Here is a 19,588-nt window from a genome sequence, read left to right as displayed (position 1 = left end):
CACCAAAGTTCCACGGCAGTAGGTCTCATCCCCTGCCCAGTGTGCCAGCTCCTTGAAGGAGCACCTCTCTGCCCTCAGCATGGTGGGCCAACACCGAACTGAGGGCGAATGCCCGCCGCGTCGGCAGCGAGCGAGGTCTACTTATTGACCCTGCCGGTGCAATTGCACACTGTGCAGTGTCCGTGGCTTATCGCGCCACAGCCACCTGGGCCGAAGCCACCTCTGCCACCACATTTGGGGCAGGTCTTGGCGCCTGCGCGCTCACGCGCTTCGCGCTCCTTGTCTTTATCCGACTTGAACAAAGCCCTCACCCCTTTATCGGCTGGTCAGAATATAAGTATAATATCAGTTATTGGAATAATTGTCAATAAGATATTTCTCAAACTGTAGTATGCCTTTGTAGGTCGGCTCAAACTGACTAATGTCGGGAAGGGTGAGGTTTTGTATACAGTGCCAAACTGCCTTCAGTAACTGACGAAATACATGCAACTCTGCTTCGGTTGCCACCACGTCAAGGGTATAGATAGTCCCACTTCGGTCTGGTTCGACGAATTGCAAGATGCCTTTTAGGTAGGAATACTTGCTATAGTCGCGCGAATGCCCGACGAGAAGTTGGTAAAACATGAGTTGTTGCTTATATTTATGTAGCTTTATTTTTTCGTAGTCAGTGCTCCCCTTCCAGCTAGTGCTGGGTTTGCCGGTTTTGTAGTCAGTGACCGTAATGTTTTGATCGATAATCTCGACTAGGTCGAGTGAACCTGTCAGGCGCACGCCGTCGCACACAACTGACTGATTGCCAAAGCCGAGTTCTGTGCGCTGCGACGGGGTGAAGCTGTTATAATACTGCGACAAAAAAGCACTCAGACTGTCTTGGCCTTTTTGTATGAACAGCTCTGTGTCGCTGCTGTCGAGATGCTGATTTGTCATTTCTTTTACGAAATCGCCCAGGACATCTTCGATTGGTTTTCGCCTGCCGGTTGCCGACAAATGAGCATGTGCTCGCTGAAGAGTGGTGTGGATTGCAGTGCCGTACGCTGCATTGGCGCTTTTGGCCTGCGGGAACCGCAAAAGATTGTTGAGCAAGAAGGTTCCAGGGCCGCCGCGGGATAGATCGATGAAGTTATTCAAGTGCGTTGCCGACAGCTTGTAGGTTTCTAGTAGCGGCGCAAGTAGTAGCTGCATGGAGTCGGTCGTCGCGCGTGTATAGTAATCGTGCCATGCTACCAGGGCTTGCGCGTTTTGCTCGGTCGACGACGGAATTGACAGCTGCTCAATAGCTGTCAGCGAAGTACCGGTCAAAAAACTAGCCGGCAGCAGTGTACTGCCATTTTCGGCGACGGTCGGGTGGCTTATCGATAGCTGTTGCTTGGCGCGGGTCATCGCGACATAGAATAGTCGTAGACGTTCGCTGTAGGTGTTTCCGGCAGGAGCTAATTGAAGATTTTCGGGATAGCCAATCAGTCGGCTACGACTACGAACCCGCTCGCCCCAGGCGCCGTCATGGGCTCCGGCGATATATACCGAATCGAACTCCAGCCCCTTGGCTTTGTGAACGGTCATCAAATGCACTGAGCCGGCAATCTCGTCGGCCTGCCTACGCAGGCTTGTTATGCCTGTTCCTATCTGTCGATACATCGTCGTGTACTCCAAAAAGTCACGGACGTGAAGCGGGCTATTTGGTTTAAAGTCGCGTAAGTGGGCGCGAATAGTACGAAGTGCGTCAAGCGCTACAAGGTAAGCTTCGGGATTAATAGCAAGTTGTTCGGCACTGAAGTAGTGCTCATAAAGGGGCGACCGATACGAAACGACATCGTCTTTTGTTGAGTCGGCCGGCATGCCAAGAAGCATGTCGAGAAATTGCTCAAGCGGGGTGTGTGGTACGGCGAGCGCAAGCGAAACAAGCCATTGTTGTAAGGGCGCAAACTCAGGTGTTGTTGCCATGCTTTCGAGCCACGACAAATGATTGCGATGGCTTACTAAACTTATGCGCCAGACCGCTTCAGGGTCACATAAAAATGCCGGATGAGCCAACAGTTCGGGCAATAGGCTATCGGCTGCTTCGATATCCCGGTCGAACAGGTGCACTGCAATCGAAGCGATAAGTTCGAGCGCTATCACGACGTCCATCGAAAGGACGTCATCGCGGCGTTCATAGTTGACAGTGATATTATTAGCATATAAATACGGCAGCATAGCTACGAGCTCGCTGTGGCGGCGCGCTAGTATGGCGATAGTTGAGGCCGGTTGACCACTCTCAATGTGATTGGCGATATCCCTAGCAATCCAGCTGTACTCTTCAACTTGGGAAGCAAATGGCATCAGCTGAACTTTGGGCGCTTTGGGCGTGGTGAGGGCGACGAGCTCTTTTACCAGGCCGAGATCGCTCATGGTTGATTCGAGTCGATCTTCGCCTTGTATTATCACCTCACGTGCGTGGAGTAAGATTGGTTTTGCCGACCGGTAATTGTCGGTTAGCACTACCAGGCGCATACCCGGATATTGACTACGGAAACGATGAATATTGTTGACTTCGGCGCCCTGAAAACTATAAATTGCTTGGTCATCATCACCGACTGCCATGATATTCGGCTTGCCCTCATAGAGTGGACTGTTGGTGAGCGCGAACAGCACACGGAGCTGCGCAAGGTTGGTGTCTTGAAACTCATCCACCATAATATAGTGGTACTTTTCTTGCAAGTTGTATGCAAGGTCTGCCTGCGTTTCGAGTCCGTGAATAACGCCCAGTACCATGTCATCGAAATCGTATAGTCCGGCTTGCTCCATGCGCGTCAGATAAGCATAGTAAATGTGGCTTAGGGCTCGCAGCTTGGCGTGGCGTTTGCGATCTTTGAACACGAAGCTACCCTGGTCATTTTTTTCCAGCCATTCATCGCGCCACGCGGTAAGGGGTTTCGTACTATTTGCTGCGACGGCGTGGTCGAACGCATGCGCCATACTGAGCGACAAGGTATTTGAGAGTGGCGTATAGGCCGATGGGATAGGTTGTGGCGCGAGTTCTGCGACCTTTTTTGCAAGCGGCACTAAGAGTGGGAGCATGGTGGTGCTTGGCCGCTCAGAAAATATCCTACTCAGTTCTTTTTCAACACTGTCGAGAACGATGTCGTTGGAGGCGATGATGGTCAGTAGTTCATCGCTCGTCAAACCATTACGCTTTAGCTCGCTAATAACCGTTTTGGCGTCGCTAAGATAGGTGTATTCCCCATTCATTTTACTGGTGAGCGGGTTGGTATAGTCGAGCTCGTCAAAAATCCCAGTCAGTATCTCATGACTCGTCAGCTCATCGGCCGGCTTAAATGCGGCACCATGGTAAAAGTATTCGCTATTCTGGTTGATAACTTCACTCCCAAAACTATGGAAAGTATGGATAGCGACTTTATAGGCATCGGGGCCAATAATACTAGCCAGTCGCTGGCGCATAGCAGCAGCACCACTATCGGTAAATGTGAGACAAAGTATATTTTGGGGCAGCGTGTCGGTCTTTTGTAATATGTTGGCGGCGCGCATACTTAGTAACTCAGTCTTACCTGTGCCGGGGCCAGCAATAACTAAGAGCGGACCTTCAATACTATCCACCGCTTCGCGCTGCGCTTTGTTCAGCTGCTTATATCTTTTTTCGAATTCAGCCACCTCTCTATTATACAGAGAAAATAAAATAACCCGCTTTCGGGCGGGAAAAGTGAGCCCCTCGGGGCCCGGAACGTAGCGAGTGGCTACTTGGATATACCGGGCGCCGAGGGCCGCACGAAACGCCATCGATTGCACATTGGGCGCCACGCAGCTGCGGATACTGCGTGTAGGTGCGCTATCGGTCACCTGCGTGACCACCTGCGGAGCACCACTGCCGCAGGGTTTACCGACAGAATTACTTCCGTCGGGGTGTGAGGGAGGAGAGTCGCGGCAGGCGTCGTGCCTTTCGCAATGGTTGCGATACCCTTACGCGCGGGTACCGCGACTCTCCTCAAGGTGCGCTGTTCGTCGGTGGCCCAGGCCATGTGTCGGGCGCCCGACCGACGAACAGTATAAATATCATTATATATCAAATCAAACAAATTGTCAATAGTCATATTTACGATTTTGAAATCCACCCCCGTTACTTTCGACAGCTATTCTATGGTATGATATACTTTTTGCTATGGATAACGGCGATATATTTGATGATTTCGCACTCGAGCGGCTGGCGAAAAGCCAATTTGGTGTGCAGCTGGACATCGAAAAAGTCATTGTACGTGGGGTCGATGTCGGGCATTCTGCCAAAGCGACAGTGTTTTTATCGACCAAGAAGCAACTTTACTGCTATATTTACGGTCCGGCGCGTCTGTTGCTTGGTGACGTCAAAAAAATCGCTGCGCGCATGAATCTGAGGCCTGAAATGTACCTTCCGCCAAAAGGCAGGCCTACTTATTTCGACGATATTGGCCGCGAAAAATTTCGCACTGTGTTTCCGGGTCGTAAAGACGTGCATGAATCAGATATTATGTTTTATCGCACGCTTGCGCCCTATTCTCCTGCCCTTTTTCTTGTAAGTGAAATAATTGATGGTACTATCCGCAAGGCCGATAGTGATGCGCGTGGTGGCTGGCGTGCGGCCGCCAAATTTACCTATCGTCGGATCAAGACTAGCTAGTCAGATTGTTGTATCAATAATATACTCCACGCCTTCGGTGCAGTTTTCGATTTGCCACTTTTCACCGTGCAGACCATGAAACAGGTGCCATTTTGTATCTACCTCGCTGAAATAACCTGCCATATAATTACTAGGGATTATACTCGAAGCCGGTAAGAGAAAAGTACAATGTAGGCTGAAATAGGATGGTCGGCTTGTGCTGACATCGCCGGTACTACTTGAGCCCAGGTAAAAGTACCTTCCATCGTCGTTTGATGTGTCGCGTAACATGAAAGGTTTTATATCGCCGGGACTTGCTACTGGAGACCCATCGCTATTGACTGGAAAACGTGGGTCGCCCCAGTCGTCGCCAATTCCAGGTAGAATAGTCTGCAGACTTGATAATGACGTACTCGAGTCAAGCGACGGCGCTGCCATCGCATTAGTCGATAGTAACCAGCATTGTCCGGCAAGAACGGAAGAGTCAGTATCCGGGCAGCCAGCAGGGTATTCCCCGTGAGATTCATAGTACTTTTCGAGTTCACTATATAGAATATGCATATCAAGATCGCGCTTATTATCGCGAGACCCCGACTGAACCCGGTTAAAAGTAGCCACTGCCATGGTGAACAGGACCGCTAAAACTGCAGTTATGAAAGCAATCTCTAATAGAGTAAAACCACCCCAGGCGTGAGCATAATTATTATCGTAGCAGCGTAAGTTATGCTTTTTCCACCTAGAAGACATAGGTATCAGAGTCTAAACTGACGTTTTATGAAATCACCATAGAGTGCTGTATCGTTTGCGGCCTTTAGAACCCCAACAGGTAATTCGCTGGGAGTATCATTATCGTACGAGCTGTGGAGTGCTGAGCCTAAATAATACGTTTTATCGTTGACAGATGCAAAATACGCACGTGACGGCAGTTTGCCACTGTACACAAACATAAGCGTGGTAAATTTTTTCTCGTTTTCTGTGACAGTATATCTGCTAATCGTTGGTGAGTTATCAAGTGGAGACGGAGAGTCCTTGATAAGTTCAATAAGTTTCTTTACTTCTTTGGACTCAGTTTCTAGCACGCCACGTTCATTTTTTTGCGAACAGTAGAGGGCAGAATAGGCAGCGTTTTCCTTGGTTTTAGCAGCCGAGCCAACAAGACATATAACATTTTTACTGTCAAAGAGCTTCGCCGACCGACCCGGATAATTAGTTTCCTTGAACCCCTTCGAGACCAATAGTTCAGTCGTTATTTTTGTTACATCGGTGAGGTCCTCGGACTGTTTATTTTTATGCTCAAACCCACCGACAAATGGGAGATTTACCGTTACGCTATAAGTTGCCCCTTGGGGTGTATAGGAATATGACGATAGTGTCGAATAGCTGCCGGCCAAAGGACTGTAGGCAGGTAGCTTAGTAGAAAGTCGGCCGTACTGTTTGGCGATCTCGTCAAAGCTCTTCACTTCCGTTAGCTCTGGAGTGGAGATTGTTTTATTGGAAGGTCGTTTTACGAAAGTACTGAGTAAATAATAAGTGAATGCCGCAAGCAATATGACCAAAAGCACTGACGCTACGGTAACAAGAATTTTTTTCTTCATCAGACTGAGCCTCCAATTATTAGTACGGTGATCGTGAATAACATATCGCTACAGGATTCGGTGGCATGCAACCGTTGCCATAGCTGGCACTTCGTTCAATCACAAGATCCCCCCATGGTCCATAGCAGTGTGACTGCAGCCAGCTATTACCATCCCCCCATGCAATATTCTCTTTGTCATACCAACCATCATTCACTGTTGTCCAGAAGTCGATGCCAACTGCAGGCGAAGTCCAGACATGAAAGTTCCAGCTAGTAGTATACGAAGGGCACCAGGCAACCCAGTGAGTACTTCGCCATAGCGGCTGGTAAGGACTACCAGTTTCAATATAGGTGTATGTTGATGGCATAGAGAATGCTTGATTAGGGCTACCCTGCGTAAAGCCACTAGTTGTTTCTGCTGTATAGCAGCGAGCAAATGCGTTCACGCTGACTGATTCGTCCCACATTGCGTTAAAGCCGACAAAATTGTATGCGGTACCGCTCGCCCAAAACTGAGATCCGCGAATGTTTGAATAGTAGTACCAATCCCACGACCTGGTGGTGCCGGCAGGACATATTGCCTGGTCAGCCCCTATTGTCCACCAGTTCCACGATGGTTTAGAAAGAGTTGTTGTGAAGGCTGCCGGGGCATTAATAGGCGTGACAACGTTTGCCACTGCCCAGTTGCCAGGGACACTAGCAACAATCGCCTGCACTCTGTAATAGAGGCGTACGCCCTGGTTAAGTCCCGTATGTGTGTAGGAATTTGTTGCTGTGCTGTTTACGAGAGTCGACCAGGTTGTATTGTTGGCAGAGTATTGCAAATTATAACCAGATGCTCCCGCCACCGTTCCCCACGATATGCCGACTTGAGTCGCAGATTGAGCAGAAACGCTGATAGTAGGTGCGACGATAGCATTGGTAGTCAGGGTTGCGGTATTTGACCAATCTCCCGTTGAACTGGCCGAATTGGCTCTGGCGCGTACCCAATAGGTTGTTCCCTGGCTTAGTCCAGTGAAAGTACCATTTGTTGTTGTGTAGGTCGATGAAGTAGGCGCAGTGAAGGTAGCATTTGTACTGATTTGCAATGTATAGGACAGCGCATTGGGGATGCTTGTCCATGAGGCGGCACCGGTCGTAGTGCCAGTCGGCGAAGCAGACACGGTTATTGCCCCCGAGGAGGCTATGACAGCTTTGTGTTCGCTGCTGATTGAACGTGTTTGGTTATCGGCCTCTTGTCGCCACTTTAGAGTGAACTCTAGGCAGGAAGTTCCGGTGCTACATGTCGAACTTGTTTCTCCAACATAAGCGTAGATGTCATTGGTCGCTAGTGTCGCCTCACCGCAAGTAATGGAGTTGTCGTCGGGTGCGGTGTCTTGTGGCATGCGCAATACAGACTTGTCGACGCCAATTAGGTATTGCGACGTAACAGTAGCGGCATCGAGGGAAATTCTGTTGCAGCCGGGATATTCGCCATTGGCGACATAATATTTCTCTAATGCTCCAGCGATAATTTGTGCGTTTGCTTCACGGCTTTTGTCACGCGCTTGGCGCTGTGCTTGCGAGAACGATACGACTGTTACTGATGCCAGGACAGAGAGTAGCGCAATTACTACCGACACTTCAACTAGCGTAAAACCCCTACGAGCACCGTACTTCATAGGGTCATTATACAAACATATATACAATAATGCTAGTGTTTTTTGTATAAAATGATAAGATGTTCGATATGTGGAGTTCGAGGAAAAAAATTGTAGCCTCTGTGGTAGCGGATACCGTAAACACAAGATAGCAAAGCAATATCACGAGCTTGTGTTACTGGGTTGCAGCTTAAATAAATAATGCAATCTGGTCGTACTTCAAGCAGGCGGTCAATAACGTCGCGGTGTAATCCAGCTCGAGGCGGGTCAACGACGATGACTGCGTCAGAGGTGATGTACGCAAGCGCTTTTTCGCTTGGAGCTAGTATCGCGCGGGCTGTTGCTGAGCGTTGTTGAGACGCTATATTGACCCTCATTTCTTTTACGGCATGTTCGTCGATCTCCACTAGGTCAACGCTACCTTTGGTGATACTTAGACCAATACTTCCGACCCCGCTATAAAGGTCGACAAGTCGCCCATCAGTTATCCAGTCCATCATGTCCTTTAGCGCCTCTTTGTAGACAGGGAGATTGACCTGGAAAAAGCTTTCTGGAGAGTATTGAAAATGATTACCAAAAATACTGTCATTAAGAACTGGTGCCCCAAATGACGCTAGTCGCCGAGTAATGCGACTCGCAGGACTTTTGGGGTCGCTATATATAATTTCACCGCCCAGCGCAGGTAGTGCGTTCGCAGTTGTTGCATCGATAAAATCAAAGTCTGGATCTTTGACATAAAGCTGCCAGGCGCAATTTCCTTGCTGATCGCAGCGAATAAGGAGTGTTTTAAGCTGCCTTGCGCTTGCACCACGAGCCTGCAAGCTGTCGCGAATTATGCGCGCAAGTTGCATTACTGGGGGCGGCAGCAGTGAGCAGTCATCCACTACGATCTTTCCCTTACTGCCTCTATGGAAAAAAGCGAGATTCAGAATATCACCTTGCTCACCCGTATCACCAAACCAACTAAATTCAACTTTGTTGCGATAATGCACTGTTTGACCATCTGTATAGACTTCGATTGGGTTGGGCAGTACGATGTCGTGAAGTTCAAATGCTTCTTCGATGAGCGCGGCCTTGTAGTGTTGTTCCGCTGCAAAATCCATAATCTGCCACGGGCTTGTGCTGAGGTAGCTGGTGGGATCAAGCGGCTCGATGCGCTCGTCCGATGCTGCGAGCACTTGTGCGACAACCCCCTCTACGAAACGGGACTTTTTCTTCGTGATCTGTATCTCGACCTCTTCACCGGGTAGTCCGCCCCACACCAGTGCTTTACGGCCATCTGCAAGCGTGCCGATGGTTTGTCCGCCACCGACTACTTTATCGAGCGATAGGGTGGCATGTCGCACGTTTTTCATCTCAAGTATTGTATCACAATAGTACTATGCTATCGCATGGTACCATGTACACTTATGTGTGGTGTGCTAGAAGCTGTGTGCAGCGAAAACACTTACCTAGCAGTTACAGACCCATGCAAACGGAAACACTTGTACTTGTCTAGTGAATTTGTCACATGTTGAAATGGTGTACTTGTAGGTTACGATGGCGTTTGCTCGTCTGTCAAAATTATCATAACCATGACACAATCATATTTAGCGTGGCAGAGTAGAATAGAATAATACAAAGCTTGCTGCTGCCATCAACAAAAACGCGGTAACCACACCGATGTTACTCCACTTACCGTTCTTGTACTCGCCCATTACATCGCGGTTATTGCCGACACGCCAGATCATATATAGCAGCGGCACACTAGCAACTGCATTGAATACTGCAGTAAATATGAGCGCCTGAATAGGATCGATGCCGATGAAGTTAATAATGAGACCTGCAACTGTGGCGAGTGCAATAATGCCGTAAAAACCATGTGCTTTGCTAAATTTACGGTAGTACCCTTCACGCAGGCCGAGTGCTTCGCTAATTGCATATGACGAAGACCCTGCTAGTACTGGTACTGCAAGAAGGCCGATGCCGATGATACCAACAGAAAACAGTAGTTTTGCGACTAGCCCTGCGTTAGGAAAGCCTTGGACGAGTGGCTCAAGTGCCGCCGCAGCGTCAGCGGCAGTGTCGATTTTGGTAATACCATTGGCATGGAGCACTGAGGCGCAAGCGATGACAATGAACCAAGCCGAGATTGACGCGAGTGACATGCCGACTACGTTGTCGATGCGAATGCTGCGAATAAATGCCTTGCTAATGCGAGGAACGCCCTTGCCGGATGAGGTGGCAATTCGATGCGTTTCAACCTCGCCCTCCACAACCTCGCTTGTATTCCAAAAAAACAAATAGGGGCTAATGGTCGTGCCAAGGATACCAACCATGATATAGATAGTCTCTTTGTCGATTGTTACTTGCGGCCACACAGTTCGGGTTAATACTTCGCCCCATGGCTGTCCGACCAGAAACGCGGTTACTGGGTAAGCGAACAGTGCAATCGCCAGCCATTTAAGAATTTTGGCATATTGTTTGTAGGGGACGGTCACCTGCATGATTACGCAGACGATAGCAAAGAAGATAGCAAAAAAACCAAGTGGTATGCTCGGCAGTAACAGCTGGGTTGTCGCGGCCATTGCAGCTAGATCGGCACCGATATTGACTGTGTTCGCAACCACAACAAGCAGAACGGCAATTAAAAGTACCTTTCTGCTATAATGGCGTTTTAAAATAGCTGCCAGGCCGTCACCAGTCACCGCCCCAATGCGCGCACAGCTTTCCTGCACCGCGAGTAGCAGCGGATACATGATTGGGAACAGCCACAGCAGCCCGTAACCAAAGACAGCCCCAGCCTGGCTATAGGTAGCGATTCCGCTCGGATCGTCGTCGGCAGCGCCAGTGACGACACCCGGGCCGAGCACGCGGATGAAACGGCCGAATTTGCCATAGTGCTTTTGGGCGTGCTGAAGGTTCTTTTCGTGCTGCGCAGCTCGGGCGTGTTGTTGATGATCGCCGACAAGGTCATGAAGCCAGGTGTAGGGGTTTGTCATGGTGTGTTCCGTTTACGCTAATCTAGCACGTATTGTAGCACACTCCGAGGGGGACGTAGCGCAATATGTGTCGTGCATATGAAAAGCCGCCCTTCCCCGCTGGTGGGGTTGGGCGGTGTGTGCTATGCGTTAAGGCGAGTGCACAACTCATTGGCGCAGCCGCAGGACAGCTGGTGTGTTGCTGCAGACGCTGTCTCTGGTTGGGTCCACTCTCGCGCATCTTGCGGTGATGGTGTGTCCTGGATGTCACCGAGACTGGCGATCTCGCGGTCGATGCGAGCGATGGTCTGTTCGAGTGCGTCCAGGACCAACGCCTTGCTAGCGTCAGTGGAATCTTTCATGTAGGTGAAGGAGCCTGGACGTATGCTAATCGCTTTGATCAGCCCTTCGCAGCGTGCGACGAGCTCGGCTCGCTCTGCAAGCAACGCGGCGAGCGATTTCGTGGTCAGGGCGGTCATGGCCGCCTCCTCTCAGGTACGGATACCGATGTTCGGTATCATCAGTACAATTACAGCACGAAATGCATAAAAAAGCAACATGGTTGCTATCAAAAAATGTGCCGGTTATGCAGTAGTTTTGGCAACGCGCCTGGCAATTTCCAGCGATTCGTTGGCGGGAATGACCAAGATGGGGCGTGATTTGGCTGCTTGGCTGATGGTGGTCATCGTATCTGGTGACGTGCAGGCTTCGTTGAGCTCACCATCAAGTGCAAAATCCATGAATTCAAGGTGCGCGACGATGCGTTTGCGCAGCACGGTTGAGCGTTCCCCTACGGTACCAGTAAATACCAGCAAGTCGCAGCCGTTCATAGCGACCACCATACTGCCGATAGCTTTGTGAATGGTGTGAACAAGAGTGGTCAATGCGAGGTGCGCCATGTGGTCACCGTCGGCTTCTCTGTCAATTAGGCTGCGAATATCGCCGCTCCCCGCAATGCCCAACAGGCCGGATTTGGTATGCAAGTAATCTTCGAGCTGATCGTCATTCATTTCTAGGCCCTTTTTCAGGGCGCGCAGTGCGCCAGCGTCGATACTGCCGCTACGTGTTGCCATCAGCAAGCCTTCGAGGGGCGTGTAGCCCATGGTGGTGTCGATGCTCCTGCCGTGGAATACGCCGGTGATGCTGGAACCACTACCAAGGTGGCAGACAACCACTTTTGGCGGCAGCTTGCCTTTGTTCCATAGCGCATCAACGGCGCTTGCTACCGATATACCGTGATAGCCGAATCGTTTGATATCGAGCCGGTCGCTATCATGGATATCGATACCATAGTTCCAGGCATAGGGTGGTTTGGTGGCGTGAAATGCACTGTCGGACACGCCGACGATTGTCGCCTGAGGCAGTGATTGACGCAGAAATTTGAGCTCGCCTAGTGAAGCGGCGATGTGCAGCGGTGCCAGCTCGTAGAGCTGCTCAAGCTTATTGACGACTTCGTCTGTAACGATATGGTCACGCATGAAGTAGCTGCTTGGTGCCACGATGCGCAAGCCTATGTGTGTTATACGTTCATCGTCCTTGAGCAGGCCTTCACGTGCAAAGAGTTGCTCAACATGCGTCGCTGCATCACTCAGCTTGTCAAAGTCGAGATCGAGTCGGCGCTCACCTTCACCTGCTTCTATTAGCGTACAGATGAGTCGATCATCTTCAATCTCAAAGTGCATGGTACCACGTAAGTCCGGCCCATCATCGTAGAGAGCATATTTGCGTGATGAACTACCTGGATTTGCTACCAAAATCAGCGCCATGCTAGTTCGTCTGACCGTGCCACTCTTCCTCCTGAGCACGCTCAAGGTTACGTGCAGGCGGCCACACCCAAGCATCCAATTCAGGTAGGTCAATACCATTGGCTTTGATGTATTCAGTATTTTTATCAATTTTTGCTTTATACTGAGCTGCTAAATGCTCGGCCTCTTCGAAGGGGATTACGCCATCGTGACCGAGCTGTCTAAAGGCGGCAATCACGAGGTCATAACGGCTGGTCTCGTTGCGGACATGCATATCAAAGGGGGTGGTGGTGCTCCCGATTTCTTTATAGCCGCGCACATCAAATCGAGTACTGTCGACAGCGTAGTTAAATAGCACGCTTTTAACAGTTTGCGGGTAGCCGTGAAAGTTGAAAATGACTGGCTTGTTTTCGGTAAATATGTGGTCGAAAAACTTTTGATCGGCAGTATTGTTGAGTGTGCCGAAGCCCATGGTTGTAAGGCTACTAACATTCACACAGCGAATGCGTACATCTGGCCTTTCGGATTTGATGATATCGATTGCTGCCATTGTTTCTTTGGTAGGGTAATCACCTGCTGCTGCCATAATTAGGTCGGGGTTGTCATCACTCGCGAAGTCCCAGATCATGAGACCTTGATCAATTTGCTGTCGGGCCTTGTCGACAGTGAGCCAGCGTGGCTCAACAGTCTTACCAGCAACAACTGCATTGATTTGGCGCACACTGGTGAGCATCTTTTCGAGTACTACAAGCGTACAGTTGCCGTCTGCTGGGAAGTAGACATCTGAAAAGTTACTCTGACGACGTAGTAAGTCGTCGATAAACCCGGGGTTCTGGTGACTGAATCCGTTGTGGTCTTGGCGCCACCCGCTACTTGTTAGAATGTAGTTTATACTTGGAATGGTACCACGCCACTCGACGCCACGGCTTTGTGTGAGGAATTTGGCGTACTGGTCGACCATACTGCTCACCACCTGTAAAAAGGCTTCATAGCTAGCAAACATAGCATGGCGGCCTGTGAGTACATAGCCCTGCATAAGGCCCTGCATATTGTGCTCTGACAACATTTCCATCACTCGCCCATCCTGAGAGAGGTCTTTGTCCCAGCTCGTGATTGGCCATTGCCAACTTCGGCTGGTAGCTTTGAAGATATCATCAAGTTTATTAGAGTAGGTTTCATCAGGGCTCATAAAGCGGAAGTTTTTACTGTCGGCGTTGCGACGAAAAACTTCTTCGAGATACAATCCACTGCGGCGCATGCTGCTGCTACCCATCGTTCCGGGTACGGTAGCGTCCTCGGCAAACTGCTCTACTGGTGGCAAGCTAAGCGGTTTGTATACGGCAGGTCCACCGTGAGCATGACGGCTCATCCCCATGCGCTTTTCAAGCGTATCAGGCAGAATATCGCTGACAAAATCACCAAAGCCCTTTTCTTCGCTAAAGAGTTCGTCGAATTTGTAGCCACCCAGCCACTCGTTGAGAAGTTTTAGCTCCTCGGGGTCGGTCTTGGCCTCGTTGAGGACAACTTGGTGTGCGAGGCAGTTGCCTTCGATCTTGTCGCCATTGGGTAGGTTCTTGACACCTGTCCAGCCCTTTAGGGTGCGCATGATAATCATCGGCATGCGAGGACTAACGGTGTCAGTCGTCGCTTTTATCTCTTCGATAATTTGCTGTGCCCAGTCGAGTGTCTCAGCCATGCGGTCATGTGCTTCTCCCTCTGTACAGTTTGTTGTGTCAACAATGCGAGGCTCGTACCCGTAGCCGCTAAAAAGTGTCATGAGTTCGTAGTTACTCATGCGTCCGAAAATTGTCGGTTGACTGATTTTGTAGCCATTGAGATGCAAGATCGGCAGTACTACGCCGTCTTTGCGTGGATTGACAAGCTTATTTAGGTGCCAGGCACCTGCCGTGGGTCCGGTTTCAGCTTCTCCATCACCAACAAGGCAAGCGACTATGAGCCCAGGGTTGTCGAGGATGGCGCCATAACTTGTACTCAGTGAGTAGCCGAGTTCGCCACCCTCCAGTATGACACCAGGAGTTTCGGGGTTAGAGTGGCTGGGGTAGCCGTACGGCCAGCTAAAACCTCTGCATAGCCTACGAATACCGTCGAGATTCACCTGGAGTGTAGGGTCAGCTAAGGTTAAAGTGCCTTCAAGAAACAAATTGGCCTGCAGCGCCGGAAAACCGTGTCCCGGGCCGAGTACAAACATCATATCGTGGTCATATTTTTTAGCAAAACGACTGAGGTGTGCATAGGCAAAATTGATACCCGGCCCACTCCCCCAGTGCCCCAGCAAGCGACTTTTAACGTCATCAAACGTAATCGGACGCGTCATGAGGTGGTTATCTGCTAAAAAAATTTGCGCTGCTGTCAAATAATTGACCGCGCGTAAGTACTGACCCATAGAGTGTTTTTCGTTATTGTTCATACAATCCGTAGTATACACCATAACCATAAGCAGTGAAATAATCACTTTCGTGGCTAAACTGTATCTATGTTTGAGGACCAGGCGTATAATATAGGACAGACAGCGCATAAAGGAGGTGTACCTCGCGTATGACACAGATTACTGAAATGAAAGGCATGACGCCAAAACGAGTAACTGCGTTTCATGCCGTAGGTATTCACACTGCGAAGCAATTACTCGAAGTCGGTGCAACTCCGCTGGGCCGGCTTAAGCTGGCAGACGAAACCTGTCTCGGGCTGGCTGAAATTGAGCAGTACGTACACCAAGCGGACTTATGCCGGATTTGCGACATTGCCCCGGCTCATGCTCACTTACTTTATCACGCGGGTGTTACGACCATTCCAAAACTTGCCTATCGTCGTCCAGAAGCGCTACATGAAGCGCTTCGAGCGCAGTCACCACGAACGGCGCCATCGATCGATGAACTGCAGCAGTATATTGCTCAAGCAAAACGCCTACAAAAAGTAATTCGCCACTAAGGAGATGCTATGGACCTACAATCACTCGTGACCAGTATAGTCAAAGGTGATGTCGCCGGTAAGATCGGCACGTCGACCGGTACGGATCAATCACAGTTGAAAAAGTTATCAGCATAGGTCTACCGGTCATTATTGGCCAAATGGCTCACAATAGCTCGACGCCAGATGGGGCAGCATCGCTCGATACTGCTCTTACAAAAGATCATAGCGGCTCCCTGCTTGAAAGTATCGAGAGTCTTTTTGGTGGCGGTAGCAGCAATCCAGATGGCGGCAATATTTTAGGTCATGTATTTGGTGACAAAACGTCGGTCGCGGCTGAAACGGTGGCGCAAAAAACCGGTATCGACGCGGCGACAGTCGCTAACATCCTTTCGTTTGCCGCACCGCTTATTATGGCAGCTCTTGCTAAGAAGAAAACGACGGCAGGGCTCGATGCCGGTGGCGTATCGGATCTTTTGAAAAACCAAACAGCGAAAAATGGCAATCCGCTAATGTCGATCGCGACGGCGATGCTCGACAAAAACGGCGATGGCAATGTTGTCGACGACCTGCTAGGCGGATTATTTACCAAACACTAGTAGCCTGTGGTCGGACCAATGATATAGGCACAGAGTAGGTTACCATTTGTTCCGGTATAGCCTCCATTTGACAGTGCTATATCACCGCCAATTTTTGCTGGGCAACTCCCGGCTGCTGCGGTAAGCGTAAAGTCGATTCGTGAATTACCACCGGTCACATAATAATAAGCACCCCGATACCAGTACGTCGGGTTAGTCACAATGGTAGTTATCATCGCGGGTGTTGGGTTTCCAGATAAATACTTCGATAGCAAGCTATCAAACGCTGCGTTATCAACAACGCCTGTCGTGACGTTGTCCTGACGACACTGACCAATGCCCGATGCTCCTGTGCCGTCAATATTGTATCCATAATTAGCACCAAGGCAACTCGATATATTAGGGAATGCGCCATTGCGTGCTCGATACATTTCGAGCGCTTTTAGCCATTGGTCGACTGCGTTCAGTGTCTGAGCATTTTTAGCTCGATCTTGGGCACCGCTATAATTCACGACGACGATTGCTGCTAAAATTCCAATCACAACAATAACGATAGCCAGCTCAGCAAGGGTAAAACCACGTAAGCGTTTTGTCATAGGGCTAGTATAGCATGCTCGACTTGTTGGTGTATGTGTAGAGTAATACGCAGTGTAGACAGTCTTAGGTGGTTGCCTCTCGCCTGCCTAAGCCCTATCACTTTTTCGGCTTTGTTCCGATTAAAGAAAATTCTCGGAGCATTGCATCTCCGAGAATTTTCATGGCTGGGGTGGAGGGACTCGAACCCCCGCTGACGGGACCAAAACCCGTTGTCCTACCTCTAGACGACACCCCATTAGGTGGTGACATACGATAGTATATCATATCACATAGTCGATTGGAGTGTTGCGTGCGCTGCTTGCAACAGGCAAGCAGATGACATATGCTAGCACTATATAGCGTAAGGAGAGGTATATGCCAAAAAGACGAGTACACGAGCAAGCAGTCCAGAAAACCGGTAACGTACTGCGCACAGTGATGATATGGTCAGGACTGGCGCTTGCGCTCGTGGCAGCGGTGTTGGTGATGACGGGACTTATTACCGAAAGGGTTGGGTTCTACCTGCTTGTTGCGACGGCGGTTGCGTACGGGTTCGCGCTCTTTGACTTTGACGTTGATGACGACGATTAGCCGTAAGCAACAATTCATCGCTTATGTTCGCCAGCTTCCTGGCGGGGTTTTGCTGACCTTTATCATTCGCCAGGCGTGGGCGGCACTGTTTGGCGGGCTGCTTCTTAGTGCTATTATCGTCACGAATTATGTCGAGCTCCCCTACCTTGCTCGCTATGATTGGCTGTTCGTCATCGCCCTCCTCATTCAGGCTAGCATGTTGCTATTCCGGCTTGAACAGCCGCGTGAAGTGGTGACAATACTAATTTTTCATCTTGTGGGACTTGCGATGGAGCTGTTCAAGACAAGTAGTGGTATCGGATCATGGTCTTACCCTGAAGAAAACACGATACGACTTGGTACCGTGCCGTTATTTAGTGGATTTATGTATGCGGCTGTTGGTAGCTATATAGCGCGGGCGTGGCGCGTACTATCACTGCGCTTTACTCACTACCCGCCCCGGGTTTGGACGATCTTGCTGGGAATAGTGATTTATGGCAACTTCTTTAGTCATCACTATTTGCCCGACGTGAGAATACTCCTCTTTGCGGCAATCGGTGTATTGTTTTGGCGCACCCGCGTTTACTACACGCTGAATCTTCGTGAACATAGCATGCCGATACTTATCGGTTTCCTGCTTATCGCATTTTTTATATGGATCGCAGAAAATATTGGCACCTATACTCACACATGGCTCTATCCTAGCCAGTCACAGATTTGGCATATTGTCAGCTTCGATAAACTTGGCGCGTGGCTGTTACTTATGATTATAAGTTTCATTATGATCGATTGTTTAAACTATCTTCGCACCCGCCGCAGCTAATTTGTCTTCTTGGTATAAAACGCTACAATGGACATTACTACTAAATCGGCGGAGACACTATGGCAGCAACAGGCGAATCAATCATCACACAGGAACGTAATCGACGCGAGCGTGCGGAAGGTTTAAGACGACCGATTATCGTCCTCGGTGGTATGGGGGTTGATATTTCCAGTAAATACCTGGCGGGTGCTGTCGCTAAGGCGGGCGAGTTTGCTACTCTGTCAGAAACGGGCGGTGCAACCCGGATTGCCCGCGTGCTGCAAGACGGCGACCTTGGTGGTCACGTGCGCACTTCGCTGGCGTCATTCCCCAATCAGGCAATGGTCAGTTATGCGTTTGACAAGTTTTACCGCGAAGCTGGCAGGTTAGAAAGAGTACGAGGGAAACTTGGCAAGCACTATCGGCCAGTGCCAAAATATGTGCTTGAAAATCGCATCGACCTTGCCGCTGGTGTGCCGCTTGTCGAAATGCTCACAGTGCTCGATGCATTTGAACAGGTGGTGACAGCCCGGCGACTAGCCCAGGGTAATGGGTTTATTGGTATGAATGGCCTCGGCAAAATTCCCCTGCCGATGCCTGCAGCACTCTATGGTGCGATGCTCGGTGGGGCTGACTATACGGCGCGTGGTGCGGGCGTCAAAGCCGATATCCCCGCCGTCATTGACACGCTGTATGCGGGTAATCGGGTTGATTACCCCATTGCGGTTGATTATGCCCCCGAGGGCAGTCGCTGGCAGCAAGCAACCATAGGTTTTGATCCTGCTCCTTATGGTGGTTCACCGGCGTCAAAGCCAGAATTCTGGGCAATTGCCGGCACGGTTGCCGGTGCACAGCATTATGTTGACAACGGCGCGGCAGCAATTGTGTATGAACGTCGTATTGCCGGTGGCCACAACATGCCTGACAGTATACCGGAAGACCCCTACGAAGACTTTTTGCAGCTGGGTGTGCCGGTCATTATGGCTGGCGGTGCCGCCAGTGAGTATGGGAATGTCGCACAGCTTGACGGCGCTGGTGTGCAGATTGGTAGTTTATTTGCGGCGAGTCAAGAGTCCGGGCTCTCGTCACTTGAGCGCGGTAAAGTTGTCATGAGTGCCCTGCTTGGTCGGCTGCAAGTGCGCAGTGATAAAGGTGTTTCGCCGACGGGCTATCCGTTTGAAGTTGCTGAAGTCGAAGGGACACTATCTGATCCAGAAGTATACAAAGGTCGTGAGCGAGTCTGCGATATTAGCGTGTTGCGTACCCCCTATGCGACGCCAGATGATGAACTTGACTGGCGTTGCCCTGCCGATGATATAGGCAAAATGTCAAATCGTTTTCGCGGGCCATTTGCACGGAAAAAAATCGGTGAAGCCGCCTGTTTGTGTAACGGTCTGTTTGCAAGTGCTGGTATGCCGCAGCGTGACCTTAGCACTGGGGTGAAGGAACCGAGTATTGTGACGCTTGGCGAGCGAGCCGGGGAGGACATTCGTGGACTGGTAGCCGCATTTGGTCGACCGATTACTGCTCAAAAAGTTATTGACTACGTGCGCTCGTACGGTGTGGTAGATTGACAGCCCTTCTCTGGCGCA

General features: G+C 50.2%; 16 protein-coding genes and 1 tRNA gene. 6 read left to right on the top strand and 11 right to left on the bottom strand.

Going from position 1 to position 19,588, the window contains the following annotated elements:
• Window positions 1-345: 345 nt before the first annotated feature.
• A complete protein-coding gene (locus IPM09_02720) occupies window positions 346-3,834 on the bottom strand; it encodes an ATP-dependent helicase (protein QQS22428.1) in 3,489 nt (1,162 codons plus the stop codon).
• A gap of 319 nt (window positions 3,835-4,153) precedes the next feature.
• On the opposite strand from IPM09_02720, the gene IPM09_02715 reads away from it, so the two are divergent.
• Window positions 4,154-4,645 (top strand): hypothetical protein, encoded by a 492-nt coding sequence (locus IPM09_02715; protein ID QQS22427.1) that lies wholly within the window; start codon window positions 4,154-4,156, stop codon window positions 4,643-4,645.
• Here the strand turns inward: IPM09_02715 and IPM09_02710 are convergent, their stop codons facing one another.
• The 8 genes from IPM09_02710 to IPM09_02675 all read right to left on the bottom strand — a co-directional run bounded on the left by IPM09_02710 (window position 4,646) and on the right by IPM09_02675 (window position 15,000).
• Window positions 4,646-5,248, bottom strand: coding sequence for a hypothetical protein (locus IPM09_02710; protein QQS22426.1), 603 nt, complete (start codon window positions 5,246-5,248; stop codon window positions 4,646-4,648).
• A 128-nt stretch (window positions 5,249-5,376) separates the two neighbouring features.
• The gene (locus IPM09_02705) at window positions 5,377-6,219 is read right to left on the bottom strand and encodes a hypothetical protein (GenBank protein QQS22425.1); all 843 of its coding nucleotides are present in this window, start codon (window positions 6,217-6,219) and stop codon (window positions 5,377-5,379) included.
• Window positions 6,220-6,238: 19 nt separating this feature from the next.
• Window positions 6,239-7,861 (bottom strand): prepilin-type N-terminal cleavage/methylation domain-containing protein, encoded by a 1,623-nt coding sequence (locus IPM09_02700; protein ID QQS22424.1) that lies wholly within the window; start codon window positions 7,859-7,861, stop codon window positions 6,239-6,241.
• Window positions 7,862-7,893: 32 nt separating this feature from the next.
• Entirely contained in the window at window positions 7,894-9,195 is a 1,302-nt protein-coding gene (locus tag IPM09_02695; protein ID QQS22423.1) for a class I SAM-dependent RNA methyltransferase, read from the bottom strand.
• Window positions 9,196-9,429: 234 nt separating this feature from the next.
• Entirely contained in the window at window positions 9,430-10,821 is a 1,392-nt protein-coding gene (locus tag IPM09_02690; protein QQS22422.1) for a divalent metal cation transporter, read from the bottom strand.
• A 122-nt stretch (window positions 10,822-10,943) separates the two neighbouring features.
• Window positions 10,944-11,279 carry a hypothetical protein gene (locus tag IPM09_02685; GenBank protein QQS22421.1) on the bottom strand — a complete coding sequence of 112 codons (336 nt, stop codon included), beginning with the start codon at window positions 11,277-11,279 and terminating at the stop codon, window positions 10,944-10,946.
• Between the two features lie 105 nt (window positions 11,280-11,384).
• Window positions 11,385-12,566 carry an acetate/propionate family kinase gene (locus IPM09_02680; GenBank protein QQS22420.1) on the bottom strand — a complete coding sequence of 394 codons (1,182 nt, stop codon included), beginning with the start codon at window positions 12,564-12,566 and terminating at the stop codon, window positions 11,385-11,387.
• 1 nt (window position 12,567) lies between these two features.
• Window positions 12,568-15,000, bottom strand: a complete 2,433-nt coding sequence (locus IPM09_02675) for a phosphoketolase family protein (protein QQS22465.1) — start codon at window positions 14,998-15,000, stop codon at window positions 12,568-12,570.
• A 101-nt stretch (window positions 15,001-15,101) separates the two neighbouring features.
• Here IPM09_02675 and IPM09_02670 point away from each other — a divergent pair, with 101 nt between their 5' ends.
• Complete coding sequence (locus IPM09_02670) at window positions 15,102-15,491, top strand: DUF4332 domain-containing protein (protein QQS22419.1); 390 nt, start codon at window positions 15,102-15,104, stop codon at window positions 15,489-15,491.
• Between the two features lie 140 nt (window positions 15,492-15,631).
• Window positions 15,632-16,069, top strand: a complete 438-nt coding sequence (locus IPM09_02665; protein ID QQS22464.1) for a DUF937 domain-containing protein — start codon at window positions 15,632-15,634, stop codon at window positions 16,067-16,069.
• Here IPM09_02665 and IPM09_02660 read toward each other — a convergent pair.
• Window positions 16,066-16,644, bottom strand: coding sequence for a prepilin-type N-terminal cleavage/methylation domain-containing protein (locus IPM09_02660; GenBank protein ID QQS22418.1), 579 nt, complete (start codon window positions 16,642-16,644; stop codon window positions 16,066-16,068). The two genes, IPM09_02665 and IPM09_02660, sit on opposite strands and share 4 nt — an antisense overlap.
• A 162-nt stretch (window positions 16,645-16,806) precedes the next feature.
• Window positions 16,807-16,880, bottom strand: a tRNA-Gln gene (locus IPM09_02655).
• A gap of 119 nt (window positions 16,881-16,999) precedes the next feature.
• Here IPM09_02655 and IPM09_02650 point away from each other — a divergent pair.
• From IPM09_02650 to IPM09_02640, 3 genes are read left to right on the top strand one after another with little or no spacing between them, the layout of a single operon-like run.
• Window positions 17,000-17,215: a hypothetical protein gene (locus tag IPM09_02650; GenBank protein ID QQS22417.1), complete on the top strand. Its 216-nt coding sequence runs from the start codon at window positions 17,000-17,002 to the stop codon at window positions 17,213-17,215.
• Window positions 17,202-18,017 (top strand): DUF817 domain-containing protein, encoded by an 816-nt coding sequence (locus IPM09_02645; protein QQS22416.1) that lies wholly within the window; start codon window positions 17,202-17,204, stop codon window positions 18,015-18,017. The genes IPM09_02650 and IPM09_02645 overlap by 14 nt, the downstream gene beginning before the upstream one ends.
• Window positions 18,018-18,076: 59 nt before the next feature.
• Complete coding sequence (locus IPM09_02640) at window positions 18,077-19,570, top strand: hypothetical protein (GenBank protein ID QQS22415.1); 1,494 nt, start codon at window positions 18,077-18,079, stop codon at window positions 19,568-19,570.
• Window positions 19,571-19,588 lie beyond the last annotated feature (18 nt).

This window comes from Candidatus Saccharibacteria bacterium (assembly GCA_016700015.1).
Lineage (GTDB): Bacteria > Patescibacteriota > Saccharimonadia > Saccharimonadales > Saccharimonadaceae > Saccharimonas.
This window is presented reverse-complemented; position numbering and strand designations above follow the sequence as displayed.

What these genes read in the sequence shown, in the direction of transcription:
- IPM09_02715 (QQS22427.1), top strand. Translation starts at nt 4,154, where the DNA reads ATGGATAACGGCGATATATTTGATGATTTCGCACTCGAGCGGCTGGCG.
- IPM09_02710 (QQS22426.1), bottom strand. Translation starts at nt 5,248, where the DNA reads ATGGCAGTGGCTACTTTTAACCGGGTTCAGTCGGGGTCTCGCGATAAT.
- IPM09_02705 (QQS22425.1), bottom strand. Translation starts at nt 6,219, where the DNA reads ATGAAGAAAAAAATTCTTGTTACCGTAGCGTCAGTGCTTTTGGTCATA.
- IPM09_02700 (QQS22424.1), bottom strand. Translation starts at nt 7,861, where the DNA reads ATGAAGTACGGTGCTCGTAGGGGTTTTACGCTAGTTGAAGTGTCGGTA.
- IPM09_02695 (QQS22423.1), bottom strand. Translation starts at nt 9,195, where the DNA reads ATGAAAAACGTGCGACATGCCACCCTATCGCTCGATAAAGTAGTCGGT.
- IPM09_02690 (QQS22422.1), bottom strand. Translation starts at nt 10,821, where the DNA reads ATGACAAACCCCTACACCTGGCTTCATGACCTTGTCGGCGATCATCAA.
- IPM09_02685 (QQS22421.1), bottom strand. Translation starts at nt 11,279, where the DNA reads ATGACCGCCCTGACCACGAAATCGCTCGCCGCGTTGCTTGCAGAGCGA.
- IPM09_02680 (QQS22420.1), bottom strand. Translation starts at nt 12,566, where the DNA reads ATGGCGCTGATTTTGGTAGCAAATCCAGGTAGTTCATCACGCAAATAT.
- IPM09_02675 (QQS22465.1), bottom strand. Translation starts at nt 15,000, where the DNA reads ATGGTTATGGTGTATACTACGGATTGTATGAACAATAACGAAAAACAC.
- IPM09_02670 (QQS22419.1), top strand. Translation starts at nt 15,102, where the DNA reads ATGACACAGATTACTGAAATGAAAGGCATGACGCCAAAACGAGTAACT.
- IPM09_02665 (QQS22464.1), top strand. Translation starts at nt 15,632, where the DNA reads ATGGCTCACAATAGCTCGACGCCAGATGGGGCAGCATCGCTCGATACT.
- IPM09_02660 (QQS22418.1), bottom strand. Translation starts at nt 16,644, where the DNA reads ATGACAAAACGCTTACGTGGTTTTACCCTTGCTGAGCTGGCTATCGTT.
- IPM09_02650 (QQS22417.1), top strand. Translation starts at nt 17,000, where the DNA reads ATGCCAAAAAGACGAGTACACGAGCAAGCAGTCCAGAAAACCGGTAAC.
- IPM09_02645 (QQS22416.1), top strand. Translation starts at nt 17,202, where the DNA reads ATGACGACGATTAGCCGTAAGCAACAATTCATCGCTTATGTTCGCCAG.
- IPM09_02640 (QQS22415.1), top strand. Translation starts at nt 18,077, where the DNA reads ATGGCAGCAACAGGCGAATCAATCATCACACAGGAACGTAATCGACGC.